Origin of the sequence: Acinetobacter nosocomialis, assembly GCF_041021905.1 — a bacterium.
In the GTDB taxonomy this organism is placed as follows: Bacteria; Pseudomonadota; Gammaproteobacteria; order Pseudomonadales; family Moraxellaceae; genus Acinetobacter; species Acinetobacter nosocomialis.
Map to the genome: position 1 here is coordinate 3502243 of NZ_CP157432.1, position 15791 is coordinate 3518033.

The 15791-nt window shown below is 41.0% G+C and carries 25 protein-coding genes and 1 pseudogene; 1 reads left to right on the forward strand and 25 read right to left on the reverse strand.

Features of this window, described 5'->3' with window-relative positions:
• Positions 1–48: 48 nt before the first annotated feature.
• The 3 genes from ABLC00_RS16320 to ABLC00_RS16330 all read right to left on the reverse strand — a co-directional run bounded on the left by ABLC00_RS16320 (position 49) and on the right by ABLC00_RS16330 (position 2555).
• A complete protein-coding gene (locus ABLC00_RS16320) occupies positions 49–1134 on the reverse strand; it encodes a hypothetical protein (RefSeq protein WP_002049690.1) in 1086 nt (361 codons plus the stop codon).
• Between the two features lie 767 nt (positions 1135–1901).
• Complete coding sequence (locus ABLC00_RS16325; protein WP_025466887.1) at positions 1902–2291, reverse strand: hypothetical protein; 390 nt, start codon at positions 2289–2291, stop codon at positions 1902–1904.
• A gap of 6 nt (positions 2292–2297) precedes the next feature.
• Entirely contained in the window at positions 2298–2555 is a 258-nt protein-coding gene (locus tag ABLC00_RS16330; RefSeq protein WP_002049719.1) for a succinate dehydrogenase assembly factor 2, read from the reverse strand.
• A 189-nt stretch (positions 2556–2744) separates the two neighbouring features.
• Between ABLC00_RS16330 and ABLC00_RS16335 the strand changes: the two genes are divergently transcribed.
• Positions 2745–3917 carry an acyl-CoA dehydrogenase family protein gene (locus tag ABLC00_RS16335; protein ID WP_348941196.1) on the forward strand — a complete coding sequence of 391 codons (1173 nt, stop codon included), beginning with the start codon at positions 2745–2747 and terminating at the stop codon, positions 3915–3917.
• A gap of 48 nt (positions 3918–3965) precedes the next feature.
• On the opposite strand, the gene ABLC00_RS16340 is transcribed toward ABLC00_RS16335, so the two are convergent.
• The 22 genes and pseudogenes from ABLC00_RS16340 to rpsC all read right to left on the reverse strand — a co-directional run bounded on the left by ABLC00_RS16340 (position 3966) and on the right by rpsC (position 15791).
• Positions 3966–5456, reverse strand: coding sequence for an NAD(P)/FAD-dependent oxidoreductase (locus ABLC00_RS16340; protein ID WP_006582603.1), 1491 nt, complete (start codon positions 5454–5456; stop codon positions 3966–3968).
• A 181-nt stretch (positions 5457–5637) separates the two neighbouring features.
• On the reverse strand, positions 5638–6015 hold the full coding sequence (gene rplQ / locus ABLC00_RS16345) for a 50S ribosomal protein L17 (RefSeq protein ID WP_002049717.1): 378 nt from the start codon (positions 6013–6015) through the stop codon (positions 5638–5640).
• A gap of 18 nt (positions 6016–6033) precedes the next feature.
• Positions 6034–7041: a DNA-directed RNA polymerase subunit alpha gene (rpoA, locus tag ABLC00_RS16350; RefSeq protein ID WP_002049752.1), complete on the reverse strand. Its 1008-nt coding sequence runs from the start codon at positions 7039–7041 to the stop codon at positions 6034–6036.
• Between the two features lie 17 nt (positions 7042–7058).
• Positions 7059–7685 (reverse strand): 30S ribosomal protein S4, encoded by a 627-nt coding sequence (gene rpsD, locus ABLC00_RS16355; protein ID WP_002049716.1) that lies wholly within the window; start codon positions 7683–7685, stop codon positions 7059–7061.
• Positions 7686–7697: 12 nt separating this feature from the next.
• Complete coding sequence (gene rpsK, locus ABLC00_RS16360) at positions 7698–8084, reverse strand: 30S ribosomal protein S11 (protein ID WP_001040166.1); 387 nt, start codon at positions 8082–8084, stop codon at positions 7698–7700.
• Between the two features lie 19 nt (positions 8085–8103).
• The gene (gene rpsM, locus ABLC00_RS16365; RefSeq protein WP_000090816.1) at positions 8104–8460 is read right to left on the reverse strand and encodes a 30S ribosomal protein S13; all 357 of its coding nucleotides are present in this window, start codon (positions 8458–8460) and stop codon (positions 8104–8106) included.
• 107 nt (positions 8461–8567) lie between these two features.
• Entirely contained in the window at positions 8568–8684 is a 117-nt protein-coding gene (rpmJ, locus tag ABLC00_RS16370; RefSeq protein ID WP_000867907.1) for a 50S ribosomal protein L36, read from the reverse strand.
• 20 nt (positions 8685–8704) lie between these two features.
• Positions 8705–10024: a preprotein translocase subunit SecY gene (gene secY / locus ABLC00_RS16375; protein ID WP_170318186.1), complete on the reverse strand. Its 1320-nt coding sequence runs from the start codon at positions 10022–10024 to the stop codon at positions 8705–8707.
• A 45-nt stretch (positions 10025–10069) separates the two neighbouring features.
• Positions 10070–10510 (reverse strand): 50S ribosomal protein L15, encoded by a 441-nt coding sequence (gene rplO / locus ABLC00_RS16380; protein ID WP_002049750.1) that lies wholly within the window; start codon positions 10508–10510, stop codon positions 10070–10072.
• 3 nt (positions 10511–10513) lie between these two features.
• Positions 10514–10690 carry a 50S ribosomal protein L30 gene (gene rpmD / locus ABLC00_RS16385; protein WP_000849088.1) on the reverse strand — a complete coding sequence of 59 codons (177 nt, stop codon included), beginning with the start codon at positions 10688–10690 and terminating at the stop codon, positions 10514–10516.
• A gap of 6 nt (positions 10691–10696) precedes the next feature.
• Positions 10697–11194 (reverse strand): 30S ribosomal protein S5, encoded by a 498-nt coding sequence (rpsE, locus tag ABLC00_RS16390; RefSeq protein ID WP_001141025.1) that lies wholly within the window; start codon positions 11192–11194, stop codon positions 10697–10699.
• A gap of 2 nt (positions 11195–11196) precedes the next feature.
• Entirely contained in the window at positions 11197–11547 is a 351-nt protein-coding gene (rplR, locus tag ABLC00_RS16395; RefSeq protein ID WP_002049741.1) for a 50S ribosomal protein L18, read from the reverse strand.
• Positions 11548–11561: 14 nt separating this feature from the next.
• The gene (rplF, locus tag ABLC00_RS16400; protein ID WP_002049709.1) at positions 11562–12095 is read right to left on the reverse strand and encodes a 50S ribosomal protein L6; all 534 of its coding nucleotides are present in this window, start codon (positions 12093–12095) and stop codon (positions 11562–11564) included.
• Positions 12096–12108: 13 nt separating this feature from the next.
• The gene (rpsH, locus tag ABLC00_RS16405; protein WP_002049732.1) at positions 12109–12504 is read right to left on the reverse strand and encodes a 30S ribosomal protein S8; all 396 of its coding nucleotides are present in this window, start codon (positions 12502–12504) and stop codon (positions 12109–12111) included.
• Positions 12505–12515: 11 nt separating this feature from the next.
• On the reverse strand, positions 12516–12821 hold the full coding sequence (rpsN, locus tag ABLC00_RS16410) for a 30S ribosomal protein S14 (protein WP_002049689.1): 306 nt from the start codon (positions 12819–12821) through the stop codon (positions 12516–12518).
• A gap of 9 nt (positions 12822–12830) precedes the next feature.
• The gene (rplE, locus tag ABLC00_RS16415; protein WP_002049698.1) at positions 12831–13367 is read right to left on the reverse strand and encodes a 50S ribosomal protein L5; all 537 of its coding nucleotides are present in this window, start codon (positions 13365–13367) and stop codon (positions 12831–12833) included.
• A gap of 15 nt (positions 13368–13382) precedes the next feature.
• The gene (gene rplX, locus ABLC00_RS16420) at positions 13383–13700 is read right to left on the reverse strand and encodes a 50S ribosomal protein L24 (RefSeq protein WP_002049703.1); all 318 of its coding nucleotides are present in this window, start codon (positions 13698–13700) and stop codon (positions 13383–13385) included.
• Positions 13701–13709: 9 nt separating this feature from the next.
• Positions 13710–14078, reverse strand: a complete 369-nt coding sequence (rplN, locus tag ABLC00_RS16425) for a 50S ribosomal protein L14 (RefSeq protein ID WP_001982634.1) — start codon at positions 14076–14078, stop codon at positions 13710–13712.
• 92 nt (positions 14079–14170) lie between these two features.
• Positions 14171–14428, reverse strand: coding sequence for a 30S ribosomal protein S17 (gene rpsQ, locus ABLC00_RS16430; protein ID WP_001291845.1), 258 nt, complete (start codon positions 14426–14428; stop codon positions 14171–14173).
• Positions 14425–14622 (reverse strand): 50S ribosomal protein L29, encoded by a 198-nt coding sequence (gene rpmC / locus ABLC00_RS16435; protein WP_000849928.1) that lies wholly within the window; start codon positions 14620–14622, stop codon positions 14425–14427. Before rpmC ends, rpsQ begins: the two co-directional genes overlap by 4 nt.
• Positions 14622–15035: a 50S ribosomal protein L16 gene (gene rplP, locus ABLC00_RS16440; protein ID WP_002049688.1), complete on the reverse strand. Its 414-nt coding sequence runs from the start codon at positions 15033–15035 to the stop codon at positions 14622–14624. Before rplP ends, rpmC begins: the two co-directional genes overlap by 1 nt.
• Positions 14975–15791, reverse strand: a pseudogene (gene rpsC, locus ABLC00_RS16445) (30S ribosomal protein S3). Before rpsC ends, rplP begins: the two are co-directional and overlap by 61 nt.

A 15791-nucleotide genomic window follows, 5' to 3' on the forward strand; every position in this document is an offset into this window, starting at 1 on the left:
AATACGAAAATCAGTAGTAACGCAAGGAGTGAGTTTCTTCAGATCTTTTTACTGTGCAGGTGCAGTTGTTGAGTCAGCTGGAACTTCTGATGCAGCCCCACCATCAAATAACTCATCCAGTTCTGCTGAACCTTCGTTTTTCTCATCCCAGAAATGAGACATACCACCATCGCCTGTACGAACACCGGTATGCTCAGTCCAGTAACGGTCAGAAATGCCACGAACGATTAAACCAGCCATACTATCAATTAACTTAAAGTTCGGATTAACTGGTTTATCATCTGCTTGAGATGCTGCATATGTTTTTAATGCATCACGGATTTTTGCATCGTCACCACTCGCCTGAGCAGCTACAGCATAGAGTGCGTGAGACAAACGAACACCTTTTTGTTCACCAATTTGGACTGACTGTTTTAAAGTCTCATACGGATCAGGCTTACCTTCGTTAGCCCCTGGTAATAAAGTCCAGATCACCGCACGTGTTGCATTTGGTGCACCCCAGAACTTTTGGTTATCAAGGCAGACCATACCACGCTCTACAATAGCAGCGATATCTTTCGGAACATTGACAGAACCACCTGAGTTAATATCATTCGTCACCGCTTGAAGACCGCTGATCATTCCAAGTAGATATACAGTCTGATCAGTATCACTACGCATAGTTGGACATGAGTCACCTAAATGGTACTTATATTTAGATTCCCAACGATCAGCGAATAATTTATAGCCGGTATATTGGCGTTCAGCAGCAATAGCAGCCCAACGCTTCTGCGCAATACGTGCATCTTGAGCTTCTGTTACCTGTCCTGCTTTTGAAGCGCGCAAGTAACGTAGCTCCTGTTCTAATGCTTGGTTTTCCGCGCATACACCTGAAGCAGCATACATTAAGACAGCAACACGAGTAGGATCTGCACCCATACCCTTAGTCGACATGATTGCAGGAGTTAAGGCACTACCAGTATTACAAACCATTTCCGCATCTTGCATTGCTAAAATAGGTGGAACAACGTGCTTTTCCGTAAAACCTAAAGCAACATTTGCTCCACTTTTCACGACGTATGAACAACCTGATAAAACTGAAGCTGCAAGAAAACTCATCGCCAAACCTTGGCTTATTTTTTGGACTTTAGACATCTTCCTGTCCTCGATGTAATTTGTTTTTTCCTTTTCAGATGTACATTAGCAGATGCATATCTTGAATAAAAGAGTAATTACTCTAATTGTAGCGCTTATACTTTGACACACTTCACAGCAGATAAAATTGACAGTTTTTCAGGCAAACAAAAATTTTAGGCAAAAAAAAGTAGCATTGCGACGGTTCAGCACATGCTACTTATTAACTGGGATAAGCTTTTAACGGCTTATATTATTGTTGTTCTATATAATCCTTGAGTAAAGTTCCTGCTCTTCCTACTACTACAGCCATCACAACTGCAATTAACAGAAACATCCACATTGAAATCTCCATGAGAGACCTCCTTACTACATTCGCACCCAGTAAAACTGGACACTTGATGAAATTAATCGATTAACCAATTAAACTATTGACTGACCGACGACCTTTGCATCCTCTGTCTCTTAACTTTGCTATAATTAGCTTTATTAAGATGTTCCCTGAGTAAAGTTCCTGCTCTTCCTATCACCACTGCCAGAATGATGGCAATGACCAAGAACGACCATGTTGGCATCTCCATTTGAGACCTCCGACACACTTTACGTTGGTGTTTGTACTTTAACCGATAGAATAATAACCATATTGAGAAATTGTCCGACAATTAACTTTCTTGCTCTTTTTTCTGTATTTTAACTAGACAATTTAAATTTCCTGAAAAGAAATAAATATTAATTATTTGATTTTTAATGCTTTTAAATAAATATACAAATGTAGAATTGTCTAACAATTAATAAAATTTTTCTAAGGTTTTAAGTTGTTTCCACTGAGATAGAGGCATTTGATCAAACCAAATAACAGAAGTTAATGTCTTATGCCCTTCAAAATAGACCACTATGAAAATCTGATAATCAATTATTTTTAAAATCTCTACCCGAGAAATTGTTTGTTCTGAATGAAAGCTAAGTGACCATAATTTTTGATCTAAATGAGCAATTTGAGCGAGCTGTGGCCGCTTTAAAAAGAAAATAAAACTTATGAATAGTAAACTGACCGTAACCAACCACCATAATATTGGTAGGAGTTGATAAAATAGAACTACCAAACTTAAGCCAATAAAAAACTGAAATATAATCGCAAAACGGCTATATTTCAGTTTGAAATTCAAATGGTTGACCAAAACTAATCAGCCATGAACATAATGCTTTAATTTATGAATAAAATCACGTAATTCTGTACGCGGCGGTTCAGATACTTCCATAAACCAGTCAAGTAAATCAGGATCTTCCTGCTCTACTAATTCAGCAAATAATGCTTTTTCTGCTGGATCTGCCTTTAAATAATAATTTTTCACATACGGGTCAAAATAGACATCAATTTCCTTTAAACCACGGCGTGCGCGATAAACTACTTTACGTTCTTCCAAGGTCATTTCTTCAGACATTTATTTCCCCATCTGCGTTGATAGTGCGCCTAGTTTACCTGATCACATAAGAAAGTTCGCTAAAAATCTCAAATTGACCAAACTTATCACTTCATAGCTATAAATGAGCATTCATCACATTGTTAGACCTAGTAAGCTTCCCGTATGTTTAGACTTATAACATCAAGCCCAAACCAAGGAAGAAATACAATGCAATCTGGTGCTATTCGTCCCATTCCAAATATGTTACCTCGCCGTCTATTAAATGAAGAACATGAAGCTTTCCGAGAAACTGTACGCAAGTTTTATGAAAATGAAGTGGTACCAAATACTGAAAAATATGAAAAACAACAACATGTTGACCGAGATCTTTGGAATAAAGCTGGTGCCTTAGGCTTACTGTGCACAACCATGCCTGAACAATACGGTGGCTCAGGTGTTGACCGCCTATACAGTATGATTCTTATTGAAGAACAAGCCTATGCTATGGACTCAAGTACAGGTTTTTCACTGCATTCCGATATTGTCGCGAACTATATCAATAACTTTGGAAACGAAGAACAAAAGCAAAAATGGCTCCCTAAGATGGCGACTGGTGAAACAGTGACCGCAATTGCCATGACAGAACCAGGAACGGGTTCAGATTTACAAGCTGTTCGAACAACAGCCGTCCTTGATGGCGATGAATATGTCATTAATGGTTCAAAAATATTTATTACCAATGGCTATTTGTGCGATATGGCCATCGTGGTCTGTAAAACAGGTAACAGTGATAAAGGCTCTGCCAATTTATCACTTATTATTGTTGAAGCTGACCGTGCTGGTTTTACTAAAGGTAAGCCACTCAACAAAATTGGCATGAAAGGCCAAGATACATGTGAACTCTTCTTCGATAACGTTCGTGTTCCTAAAGAAAATCTTTTAGGCATGGAAGGTATGGGCTTTATTATGCTCATGAAAGAATTAGCATGGGAACGTATGTTGGTTGCAATTATCTGCCAAGCTGGTGCAGAAGCAGCGTTTGCACATACTGTTCAATATACAAAAGATCGTAAAGCATTTGGCAAGCCAATTAGTGCTTTCCAGAATACACGCTTTAAACTCGCAGAATTACGCACAGAAATTGATTTCTGTCGTACCTATTTAGATCGTTGTATGGAATTACAACTTGATGAAAAATTAAGTGTCGAAGCTGCTGCTGCCGCAAAATATAAAATTTCTGATATGTTTTCAAAAGTGGTTGATGAATGTCTTCAATTACATGGAGGCTATGGTTACATGCTGGAATATCCAATTGCTCGTGCTTATATTGACCACCGAGCAAACCGTATCTATGCAGGTACCAATGAAATTATGAAAGAGTTAATTTCTAGAACTCTTTAATCTTCACGATAAAAAGGAGGCTTATAGCCTCCTTTTTATATTTGAATATCAAGATACTAATTTGGGTTTACGTGTAGTAACTTCTGAATGCTTATGAAAGCGTAGAACACCATCATCAAATTTTGCATTTTTTAATGATTTTCGGTCTTCAAGATAATTATTGGTTACCTGCCATGGTGCTTGTTTACCTTGTTTAGGAATCACGTCAGCAGCACGACTAATATAACCAGATGATAAGCTACCCATGACTGTGTCCTCTTCCATCACAGTCTTATCACCAGATGGGATGACTTCATCATAATTATTCTTATCCATATAGTTTAATAAACGACAGATATAATCTGCTGCAATATCAACTTTTAATGTCCACGAAGCATTTACATAGCCAATAATCATCGCCATATTTGGTACATCGCTGAGCATCACGCCGTTATAAAGCATGTGTTCAGATGATTTAACTGGCTCTCCATCAATAGTTGCCTGCACACCACCCATGATTTGAACCTGTAAACCAGTTGCAGAAATAATGATATCTGCATCAAGATGTTTACCTGATTTTAATTGAATACCGGTCTCAGTAAATTTTTCAATTTGATCAGTTTCAACACTCGCCTTACCTTCACGAAGAATTTTAAATAAATCACCATCAGGTACCACACACAAACGCTGATCCCAAGGGTTATATGAAGGTGTAAAATGTTTCATATCTACTTTACCCTTAAGCTGCATTTCAATTGCTTTTAAGAGTAAACGACGAACTGTCTTCGGATGCTTTTGAGACAATGCATAAATTGCCCGTTGCATACCAATATTACGTGCACGTGTAAATTTATAAGCCGCCTCTTCAGACATAAATCTACGTGTTTTTTCATAGATGAAGTCAATAGACGGAACAGAAGCAATATAAGTCGGTGAACGTTGTAGCATCGTCACATGACCTGCGCCACCTTTTGACATAGCTGGTACTAAAGTAATTGCAGTAGCTCCACTACCAATAATTACTACTTTCTTACCCGTATAGTCTAAATTCTCTGGCCAATGCTGCGGATGAATAAGTTGACCTTTGAACGCTTCTTGATTTGGGAATGTCGGCGCATAGCCTTGATCATAATTATAATAACCTGTACAACCTACAACAAAGTTGGCTACCCAAGTCTGCTGTTTTTTATTACTGTCTTCGACAACAACATTCCACTTCTTAGATGAAGAATCATAATTTGCAGAAAGTACACGATGACCAAAATGAATTTTTTCTTTTAATTTAAATTCATCAATAACTTCGCCTAAATATCCTTTAATAGAAGCTCCATCAGCCAATACATTTGCTTTACGCCATGGTTTAAAGTTAAAACCAAAAGTTGACATATCTGAGTCTGAACGAATACCAGGATAACGAAAGAGGTCCCAAGTCCCACCAAAAGATTCACGACGCTCTAAAATTTCAAACTGACGTTGTGGAGAATTTTTAGATAAATGGGCAGCCACTCCGATTCCTGAAATGCCGGCACCAATGATTAGAATATCAACTTGCTTTTCCATTTTATTTTTATACCCATTGTTGAGAATATGACTTTATTAAAGCACAATTTTGACAATACACAATGTCAAGTTTGACCGTTTATCCGTTTTTTTATGTCACTTGAGGACAATTTTTAAATTTTCCATTTTTCAAAACATAAAAAAGACCGGCATAAAGCCGGCCTTTTTCGAATAATATCAATTATTCAGCTGAAGTGTTCACTTCACGATCTACAAGCTCAACGTAAGCCATCGGTGCTGCATCACCAGCACGGAAGCCCGCTTTAAGAACACGTAGATAACCGCCGTTACGTTCTTTGTAACGAGGGCCGAGTACGGTAAATAATTTACCAACAGTTGCAGCATTACGAGTACGAGCAAATGCTAAACGACGATTTGCTACAGTATCGTTTTTTGCTAGAGTGATTAAAGGCTCAGCAACACGACGTAATTCTTTAGCTTTAGGAACAGTTGTTTTGATCAACTCGTGTTCAAATAAAGAATTAGCCAAGTTTTGGAACATCGCTTTACGATGGCTGCTTGTACGGCCTAATTTCACACCACTATTACGATGACGCATGGTGATAGTCCTACTTAATTAACGGCTACGATAGGCAAAACGGTCGTCCATACGAAGACTAGCTGGTGGCCAGTTTTCAAGACGCATACCGAGTTGTAAGCCTTTCGATGCCAAAACATCTTTGATCTCTGTTAACGATTTTTTACCAAGGTTAGGAGTTTTTAACAACTCAACTTCAGTACGTTGAACGAGATCACCAATGTAGTAAATATTTTCTGCTTTCAAACAGTTAGCAGAACGAACAGTAAGCTCTAGATCATCTACTGGGCGAAGCAAGATTGGGTCAACTTCTTCACGAGGCTCTTGAGCAACTGGAGTTTGGTCTTTCTGAAGATCAACAAAAATTGCAATTTGTTGTTGCAAGATTGTTGCCGCTTTACGGATTGCTTCTTCAGGATCAACCGTTCCATTTGTTTCAAGGTCGATTACCAGCTTATCTAAATCGGTACGTTGTTCAACACGCGCATTTTCAACGGTGTAAGAAACACGTTTAATTGGGCTATAAGAAGCATCTAATTGCAAACGACCTACAGGACGTGTTTCACCTTCAGGGAAACGAGAATCAGAAGTTTCATAACCACGACCTTGAGCAACTTTCAAGCGCATTTTTAATGAACCTGAAGCACTCAAAGTACCGATTAAATGATCTGGGTTAACCACTTCAACATTATGAGGTAAACGAAGGTCGGCAGCAGTAATATCGCCAGGACCTTGTTTTTCTAATGTTAAATAAGCTTCATTTTGATCGAACAGCTTAATAGACAATCCTTTTAGGTTCAGCAAGAGCTCGACGATGTCCTGCTGCAAGCCTTCTAAAGTACTGTACTCGTGCTCGACACCTTCTATCTCTACTTCAACCACAGCAGCGCCAGGTAAAGAAGACAATAGAATGCGACGTAAAGCATTACCTAGAGTATGGCCAAAACCACGCTCTAAAGGTTCTAGAATCACTTTTGCCGAGGTCCCGCTTACCGCTTCGACCTTGATCGCTTGCGGAGTGAGAAACTCGTTTGCAGTACGCGTCATTATTGCTACCTCAAGGATTATTTAGAATACAATTCTACAATCAAGCTTTCGTTGATTTCAGCAGGTAAATCAGAACGATCTGGTGCAGCTTTAAACGTACCTTCAAGTTTAGAATGATCAACATCAATCCAAGCTGGAATACCACGTTGAGCAGCTAATTCAATCGCGTTTTTGATACGCAATTGTTGTTTAGCACCTTCGTGAACCGCAATTACATCACCCGCTTTAACTTGAATAGATGCGATGTTTACACGACGACCATTCAAAGTAATGCTACGGTGACTTACTAACTGACGAGCTTCTGCACGTGTAGAACCAAAACCCATGCGATAAACAACGTTATCAAGACGGCTTTCAAGCAATTTCAACAAGTTCTCACCAGTTGCGCCTTTTACACGAGCTGCTTCTTTATAGTAGTTACTAAATTGACGCTCTAACACACCGTAAATACGACGGACTTTTTGTTTTTCACGTAATTGTAGTGAATACTCAGATTGCTTACCACCGCGAGCCTGACCGTGTTGACCAGGTGCTTTGTTAGCTTTTTTAGTTTTGACGTCAAATGGTTTAACGCCAGATTTAAGTTGCAGGTCTGTCCCTTCGCGGCGAGAGAGTTTGCATTTTGGACCAATATAACGAGCCATGAATGTTTCTCCTTACACGCGACGTTTTTTAGGTGGACGGCAACCGTTGTGAGGAATTGGAGTCACATCGGTAATGCTGTTAATCTTATAACCCACTGCGCCTAATGCACGAACCGCAGACTCACGACCTGGACCAGGACCTTTTACAAGGACGTCAAGGTTTTTCAAACCGTAATCTAAAGCTGCTTTACCAGCAACTTCAGCAGCTACCTGAGCAGCAAACGGAGTTGATTTACGTGAACCACGGAAGCCTTGTCCACCTGAGGTGGCCCAAGCCAATGCATTACCTTGACGATCGGTAATCGTAACAATGGTGTTATTAAAAGACGCGTGAATGTGTGCAACACCTTCAGAGACGGTACGAGTGACCTTCTTGCGTGTGCGAGTATCTTTAGCCATCTTTTAGCTTCCAGAAATCTTACTTTTTAATCGGTTTGCGCGGACCTTTACGGGTACGTGCGTTAGTTTTGGTGCGTTGACCACGGACAGGCAAGCTGCGACGATGACGAAGGCCACGATAGCAACCTAAATCCATTAAACGTTTAATGTTCATGGAAATTTCGCGACGTAAGTCACCTTCGGTAGGAACCTTAGCAACTTCTGCACGAATCGCATCAAGCTGAGCATCGTCCAACTCACGGATCTTAGTAGTCTCAGTAATACCAACTGTAGCTAAGATATTCTTAGCAGTGTGGCGACCGATACCAAAGATGTAAGTGAGGGAGATAACAGCATGCTTGTTATCCGGAATGTTTACACCGGCAATACGAGCCATTCACTTTTCTCCAAAAAGGCAGTAGAGATAATCAACCGCCCCACAAAAATCTTGAGGGGCGGATATTAACCCAATTCGCCTACTGAAATCAACAGGTCTTGATTAGATTAACCTTGACGCTGCTTATGACGAGGTTCTGCGCTACAAATCACGCGAATAACCCCATTACGACGGATAACTTTACAGCTACCACAAATTTTCTTTACAGAAGCTTGTACTTTCATGATGAAACCTCTAAGTGCGCTTATCCCTTAGGATGAGCAGTCGTTTTTCTCATTAATGTTTGATTGTCATATTGATGAGATGTTAAATGCGCTTGTAGCTGAGCCATAAAGTCCATAACAACAACGACTACGATCAGTAATGAGGTACCACCCAAATAGAATGGAATACCAAAAGAACTTTGTAAAATCATTGGCATCAAACAAATGACTGTAATATAAATCGCACCAATAAACGTCAAACGATTAAGAATATGATCTAAGTAACGAGCAGTTTGCTCACCTGGGCGAATACCAGGCACATAAGCTCCGCTGCGTTTTAGATTTTCTGATACTTCCTTAGGGCTAAATACTAAAGCCGTATAAAAGTAACAGAAAAAGATAATTAACGCACCAAAGAGCACCAAATACAAAGGCTGTCCAGGCGACAATACCAAAGCTAAATCTTGTAAGCTACGTTTAATTAAACCAGCATTCGGATCTGCACTACCCACCCATTGTCCAAGACTTGCTGGGAACAATAGTAAAGAACTTGCAAAAATCGCAGGAATCACACCAGCCATATTAATTTTTAATGGTAGATGTGTTTGCTGAGCTGTAAATATACGACGACCTTGCTGCTTCTGCGCATAGTTTACTGGAATACGACGTTGTGCTTTTTCAATAAACACAATCGCAGCCAATACACCAAGAGACAAAAGCCCAAAGATGACAAGACCAATCAAACTTGTTTGACCATTATCTACAGATGACACTGATTGCATAATTAATTTAGGCAAACCAGCTACAATACCTGCAAAAATAATCATTGAGATACCATTACCGATACCTCTTTCAGTGATTTGTTCACCTAACCACATTAAGAACATAGTTCCAGCTATAAGTGATGTAACCGCAGGTATATAGAATGCAAGTCCTGTAGACAGAGTAATACCCTGACCAATAAGGCCTGCACACATACCTACTGCCTGAACCACTGCAAGTAATAATGTACCTTGACGCGTATATTGATTAATTTTTCGCTTACCTTGCTCTCCTTCCTTTTTCAAGGCTTCAAGAGAAGGAATCACTGTTGACATTAACTGCACAATAATAGACGCAGAAATATAAGGCATGATCCCTAAAGCAAGAATCGACATTCGCTCTAAAGCACCGCCAGAAAACATATTGAATAGCCCAAGAATAGTTCCTTGGTTTGCATGAAATAAATTTTCTAACGCAGCATTATTAATGCCTGGTACTGGAATATGCGCTCCTAGTCGAAAGACCAGCAATGCACCGATTAGAAAACTCATCCGGCGAATAATTTCACGGTATTTCACATGAAATGGCTGACCTTTCATCATGTTGACATGACCTGAAGAACTAGGAGACATAGACACTCGAGATTACTCCTCGACTTTACCGCCAGCTGCTTCAATTGCAGCTTTAGCGCCTTTAGTCAATGCAACACCTTGAACAGTGAATGCACGAGTGATTTCACCAGAAAGCACGATACGAGCACGAATTTGATCGCGACGAACAACATTCGCAGCTTTTAAAGTTTCAAGGCTAACAATGTCGCCTTCCACTTTAGTTAACTCAGACAAACGTACTTCAGCAGTTTTTAAAGCGATTTGGCTAGTGAAACCGAATTTAGGTAAACGACGATAAATCGCTGTTTGACCGCCTTCGAAACCTGGACGAACGCCACCACTTTTACGTGATTTTTGACCTTTGACACCACGGCCACCAGTCTTACCAACGCCAGAACCGATACCACGGCCTAAACGACGGTGTTCACGTTTTGCACCTTCTGCAGGTGCAAGCTCATTTAAACGCAGAGTCATGGCTTATTCCTCTACACTAACCATATAGTAGACTTTGTTGATCATACCACGGTTAGAAGGCGTATCTTGCACTTCTACAGTATGACCAATACGACGCAGACCTAAACCTTGTAAGCAAAGCTTGTGATTTTTCAAGCGATGTGAAGAAGATTTAGTCTGGGTAACTTTAATCGTTTTCATGATTGATTACCCTTGAATTTCTTCTACTGATTTACCACGTTTCGCAGCGACTTTCTCAGGAGAAGTCATATCACGCAAACCTTTAAAAGTTGCGTTTACTACGTTAGCAGCATTTGTAGAACCATAACATTTAGCAAGTACGTTATGTACACCTGCAGCTTCAAGAACGGCACGCATTGCACCACCAGCGATTACGCCAGTACCTTCTGAAGCAGGTTGCATGTATACACGGCTTGCACCATGACGAGCATTCACAGGGTGTTGTAAAGTAGTACCAGCAAGGTCTACAGTGATCATGTTGCGACGAGCAGCTTCAAGTGCTTTAGAAATAGCAGCAGGAACTTCACGTGCTTTACCACGACCAAAACCAACACGACCATTACCATCACCCACAACAGTTAATGCTGTGAAAGAGAAGATACGACCGCCCTTAACAACTTTGGCTACACGATCAACGGCAACCAGCTTTTCAACAAGACCTTCGTTTTGTTCAACTTTAGCCATGATTAGAACTCCAAGCCGTTTTCACGAGCAGCATCAGCCAAGGCTTTGATACGACCATGATATTTAAAACCAGAACGGTCAAATGCAACTTTAGTTACACCAGCTGCTTTCGCGCGTTCTGCGATTAAAGCACCTACTTTAGTAGCTGCATCTACATTACCTGTAGTACCGCTACGTAAAGATGCATCCAAAGTTGAAGCTTGCGCTAAAACTTTGCCACCATCTGCTGAAATAACTTGAGCATAGATGTGACGCGGAGTGCGGTTTACACACAAACGAGTCGCACCCAATGCACGAATGTGCAAGCGTGTGCTTTTCGCACGACGCAAACGGGATTGTTTCTTTTCGTTCATAAGAACCTCGCGCCTTATTTCTTCTTAGCTTCTTTACGAAGAATGACTTCATCCGAATAACGAACACCTTTACCTTTATATGGTTCAGGAGCACGGTACGCACGGATTTCTGCCGCTACTTGACCTAACAACTGCTTGTTTGCTGATTTCAAAATGATTTCAGTTGCAGTTGGAGTTTCCGCTGTTACACCTTCTGGTAAAGCGTAGTCAATTGGGTGTGAATAACCAAGGTTAAGGTTTACAACAGTACCTTTAACCGCAGCTTTATAACCAACACCAACTAGCTGTAACTTACGTTCGAAGCCTTCGCTAACACCTTTTACAAGGTTGTTCAATACAGCGCGAGCAGTACCAGCTTGCATCCAAGCATCTTTCGATTCTTTAACTGGAGCAAGTTGAAGTTTACCTTCTTCCTGTTTTAGCTCGACCAGCGCATGCAGGTTGAAAGACAATGTACCTTTGCTGCCTTTCACTTCGACCTGCCGGCCGTTCTGAGTAACTGCTACACCATTAGGTACAGTTACTGGGGCTTTAGCCACACGAGACATGAGGAATCACCTATTAAGAAACAAAAGCAATAACTTCACCACCAACGCCTGCAGCACGTGCAGCGCGATCAGTCATGATGCCTTTGCTTGTAGAAACAATTGCAATACCTAAACCTTGCTTAACGCTTGGAAGTTTATCTTTACCACGGTATTGGCGAAGACCTGGACGGCTTACGCGCTTAACCATTTCGATAACTGGTTTGCCTTCGAAATATTTTAAAGTAATTGTCAAAGTAGATTTTGTCTCTTCTTGAGCAACTTCTACATTTGAAATATAACCTTCTTGTTGAAGTACGTTTGCAATTGCAACTTTCAACTTAGAAGAAGGCATAGAAACTGTTTGTTTCTTAGCCATTTGTGCGTTACGAACACGTGTTAGCATGTCGGCAACGGTATCTTGCATACTCATTTAGTCGCTCCTTACCAGCTTGCCTTAACAACGCCTGGTACATCACCCTGCATTACTGTGTCACGTAATTTGTTACGGCTTAAACCGAACTTACGGAAGTAACCATGAGGACGACCAGTTAAACCACAACGGTTACGAAGACGTACCGGAGATGCATTACGTGGCAATGCTTGTAACTTTAACATCGCTTCGAAACGCTCTTCTTCACTTGCGTTTACGTTTGCAATTGTAGCTTTTAATTCAGCACGTTTTGCAGCGTATTTAGCAACTGTTTTTTCGCGTTTCAATTCGCGATTAATCATACCTTTCTTAGCCATATCGACCTCTTATTTGAACGGGAAGCCGAATGCACGCATAAGCGCACGGCCTTCGTCATCGGTGCGAGCAGTCGTAGTAATGGTAATATCCATACCACGAATACGATCAATCTTATCGAAATCGATTTCAGGGAAAACGATTTGCTCTTTCAAACCCATTGAGTAGTTACCACGACCATCAAATGATTTCGAAGAGAAACCACGGAAGTCACGGATACGAGGGATTGCGATAGAGATCAAACGGTCCAAGAATTCGTACATTTGGTCGCCACGTAAAGTAACTTTACAACCAATTGGCCAACCATCACGGATTTTGAAACCTGCGATAGATTTACGAGCAAGTGTAATTACTGGTTTTTGACCAGCAATTAATTGCATGTCGACTACAGCGCCATCTAATAATTTCTTATCAGTTGCAGCTGCGCCTACACCCATGTTTAGGGTAATTTTTGTGATGCGTGGAATTTCCATCACGTTCTTAATGCCAAGTTCTTCTTTTAACTTTGCTTTAAGTTCATCGTTGTAACGTGCTTTAAGTCTGGCCATTGCCTTTTCAACCTATTACTTCGCTACCGCCACTGATTCACCATTTGATTTATAAACGCGAGTTTTCACGCCATCAATCACTTGGTAACCAACACGGTCAGCCTTCTGGGTTGTAGCATTTAAAATTGCCACGTTTGAAATATGAAGCGAAGCTTCTTGAGTAACTACACCGCCTTCAGCGCCAGTTACACGGTTAGGCTTTTGATGCTTCTTCACTAAGTTAAGGCCTTCAACCTTAACGCGGTCTTCAGAAACAGACAACACAGTACCCTGTTTGCCTTTTTCTTTACCTGCGATCACGATAACTTGATCGCCTTTTTTAATCTTAGCCATGATTGCCTCTTATAGAACTTCAGGAGCCAATGAAATGATTTTCATGAACTGTTCAGTACGAAGTTCACGAGTCACTGGTCCGAAGATACGAGTAGCAATCGGAGCTTTGTTGTTGTTCAAAATAACTGCAGCATTATCATCAAAACGGATCACAGAACCATCTGGACGACGAATGCCGAATTTAGTACGAACTACAACCGCATTCATCACGTCACCTTTTTTAACACGTGCGCGTGGGATTGCTTCTTTTACAGTAACTTTAATAATGTCGCCAACAGAAGCATAACGACGATGTGAACCACCAAGTACTTTAATACATTGTACGCGGCGAGCACCACTGTTGTCTGCTACGTCGAGCATAGTTTCGGTTTGAATCATTGCCCTACTCCAAAACCGAGCATCACCGGTCACAATTTCGAAAGGCTCAAAGAGTACTCGAAATTGACCGATGATGCAACAAGAACGTCGAATTACTCAGCAGCTGCTTCAACTACTTCCACTAAAGTCCAAGCTTTAGTTTTAGAAATTGGGCGGCTTTCTTTAATGGTTACAACATCACCAATTTTAGCAACATTGTTCTCATCATGAGCGTGTAACTTAGTTGAACGGCGAATTGACTTGCCATACAACGGGTGTTGAACGCGGCGTTCAATAAGAACAACAATAGATTTATCCATTTTGTCACTTACGACTTTGCCGGTTAACGTGCGGACTGTTTTTTCACTCATTGTCCGTTCCCCTGTTTTTCGGTAAGGAGTGTCTTAATACGAGCAATTGTCTTACGAGCAACTTGCACTTCGTGCGATTTACCCAACTGACCAGTTGCTTTCGCCATACGAAGACGGAATTGGTTAAGCTGCTGCTCATCAAGCAAAGCTTTCAACTCTTCTACCGATTTTTCACGTAGATCTTTAGTTTTCATTACATTACCGTCCGAGTCACGATAGTGGTTTTAAACGGAAGTTTAGCAGCAGCTAAAGCAAATGCTTCACGCGCTAATTCTTCGTTCACACCTTCAATTTCGTACAGGATCTTACCTGGTTGGATCTGGCAAACCCAGTATTCCACGCTACCCTTACCTTTACCCATACGCACTTCAAGAGGCTTTTGAGTAATTGGTTTATCCGGGAATACGCGAATAAAGATTTTACCACCACGCTTAATACGGCGGCTAATAGTACGACGTGCAGCTTCAATCTGACGCGCAGTCATACGACCACGTTCAGTTGCTTTAATTGCAATCGAACCAAATGATACTGTACTACCACGATGCGCTAGACCAGTGTTACGGCCTTTGTGCACTTTACGGAATTTGGTACGTTTAGGTTGCAACATGGATTATTCTCCCTTGTCAGCAGCACGGTCACCGCGACGACCACGACGCTCTTGACCTTCACCACGACCACGACCACGTTTAGCTGGACGATCTTCAGCAGGAGCAGGGTTCATGACTTGTTTCATGCCACCTAAGATCTCGCCACGGAAAATCCAAACTTTAACACCAATCGTACCGTAAGTTGTTTCTGCACGCATAGTTGCATAGTCAATGTCTGCACGTAATGTATGCAAAGGCACACGACCTTCACGATACCATTCTGTACGAGCAATCTCTGCACCACCTAAACGGCCAGACACTTCAACTTTGATACCTTTAGCACCAGCACGCATAGTGTTTTGAACCGCACGCTTCATAGCACGACGGAACATAACACGCTTTTCTAATTGAGAAGCAATTGCTTCAGCAACTAAACGCGCATCTAAGTCTGGGCGATCAATTTCGTTGATACTTACTTGCGCTGGAACACCCATAATGCTGGTAAGTTCGCGCTGTAATTTCTCAATATCTTCGCCTTTTTTACCGATTACGATACCAGGACGAGCTGTGCTAATAGTTACTTTAGCAGCGCCTGATGGACGTTCGATAAGAATATTGCTTACCATCGCATTCTTAAGTTTTTTAGTTAAAAACTCACGAACTTGAAGATCTTTAAGCAAGTATTCAGCGTATTGTTTCGGATTCGCATACCAGTTAGCGTTATGACGTTTCACAACACCTAGGCGGATACCGATTGGATGAACCTTCTGACCCAT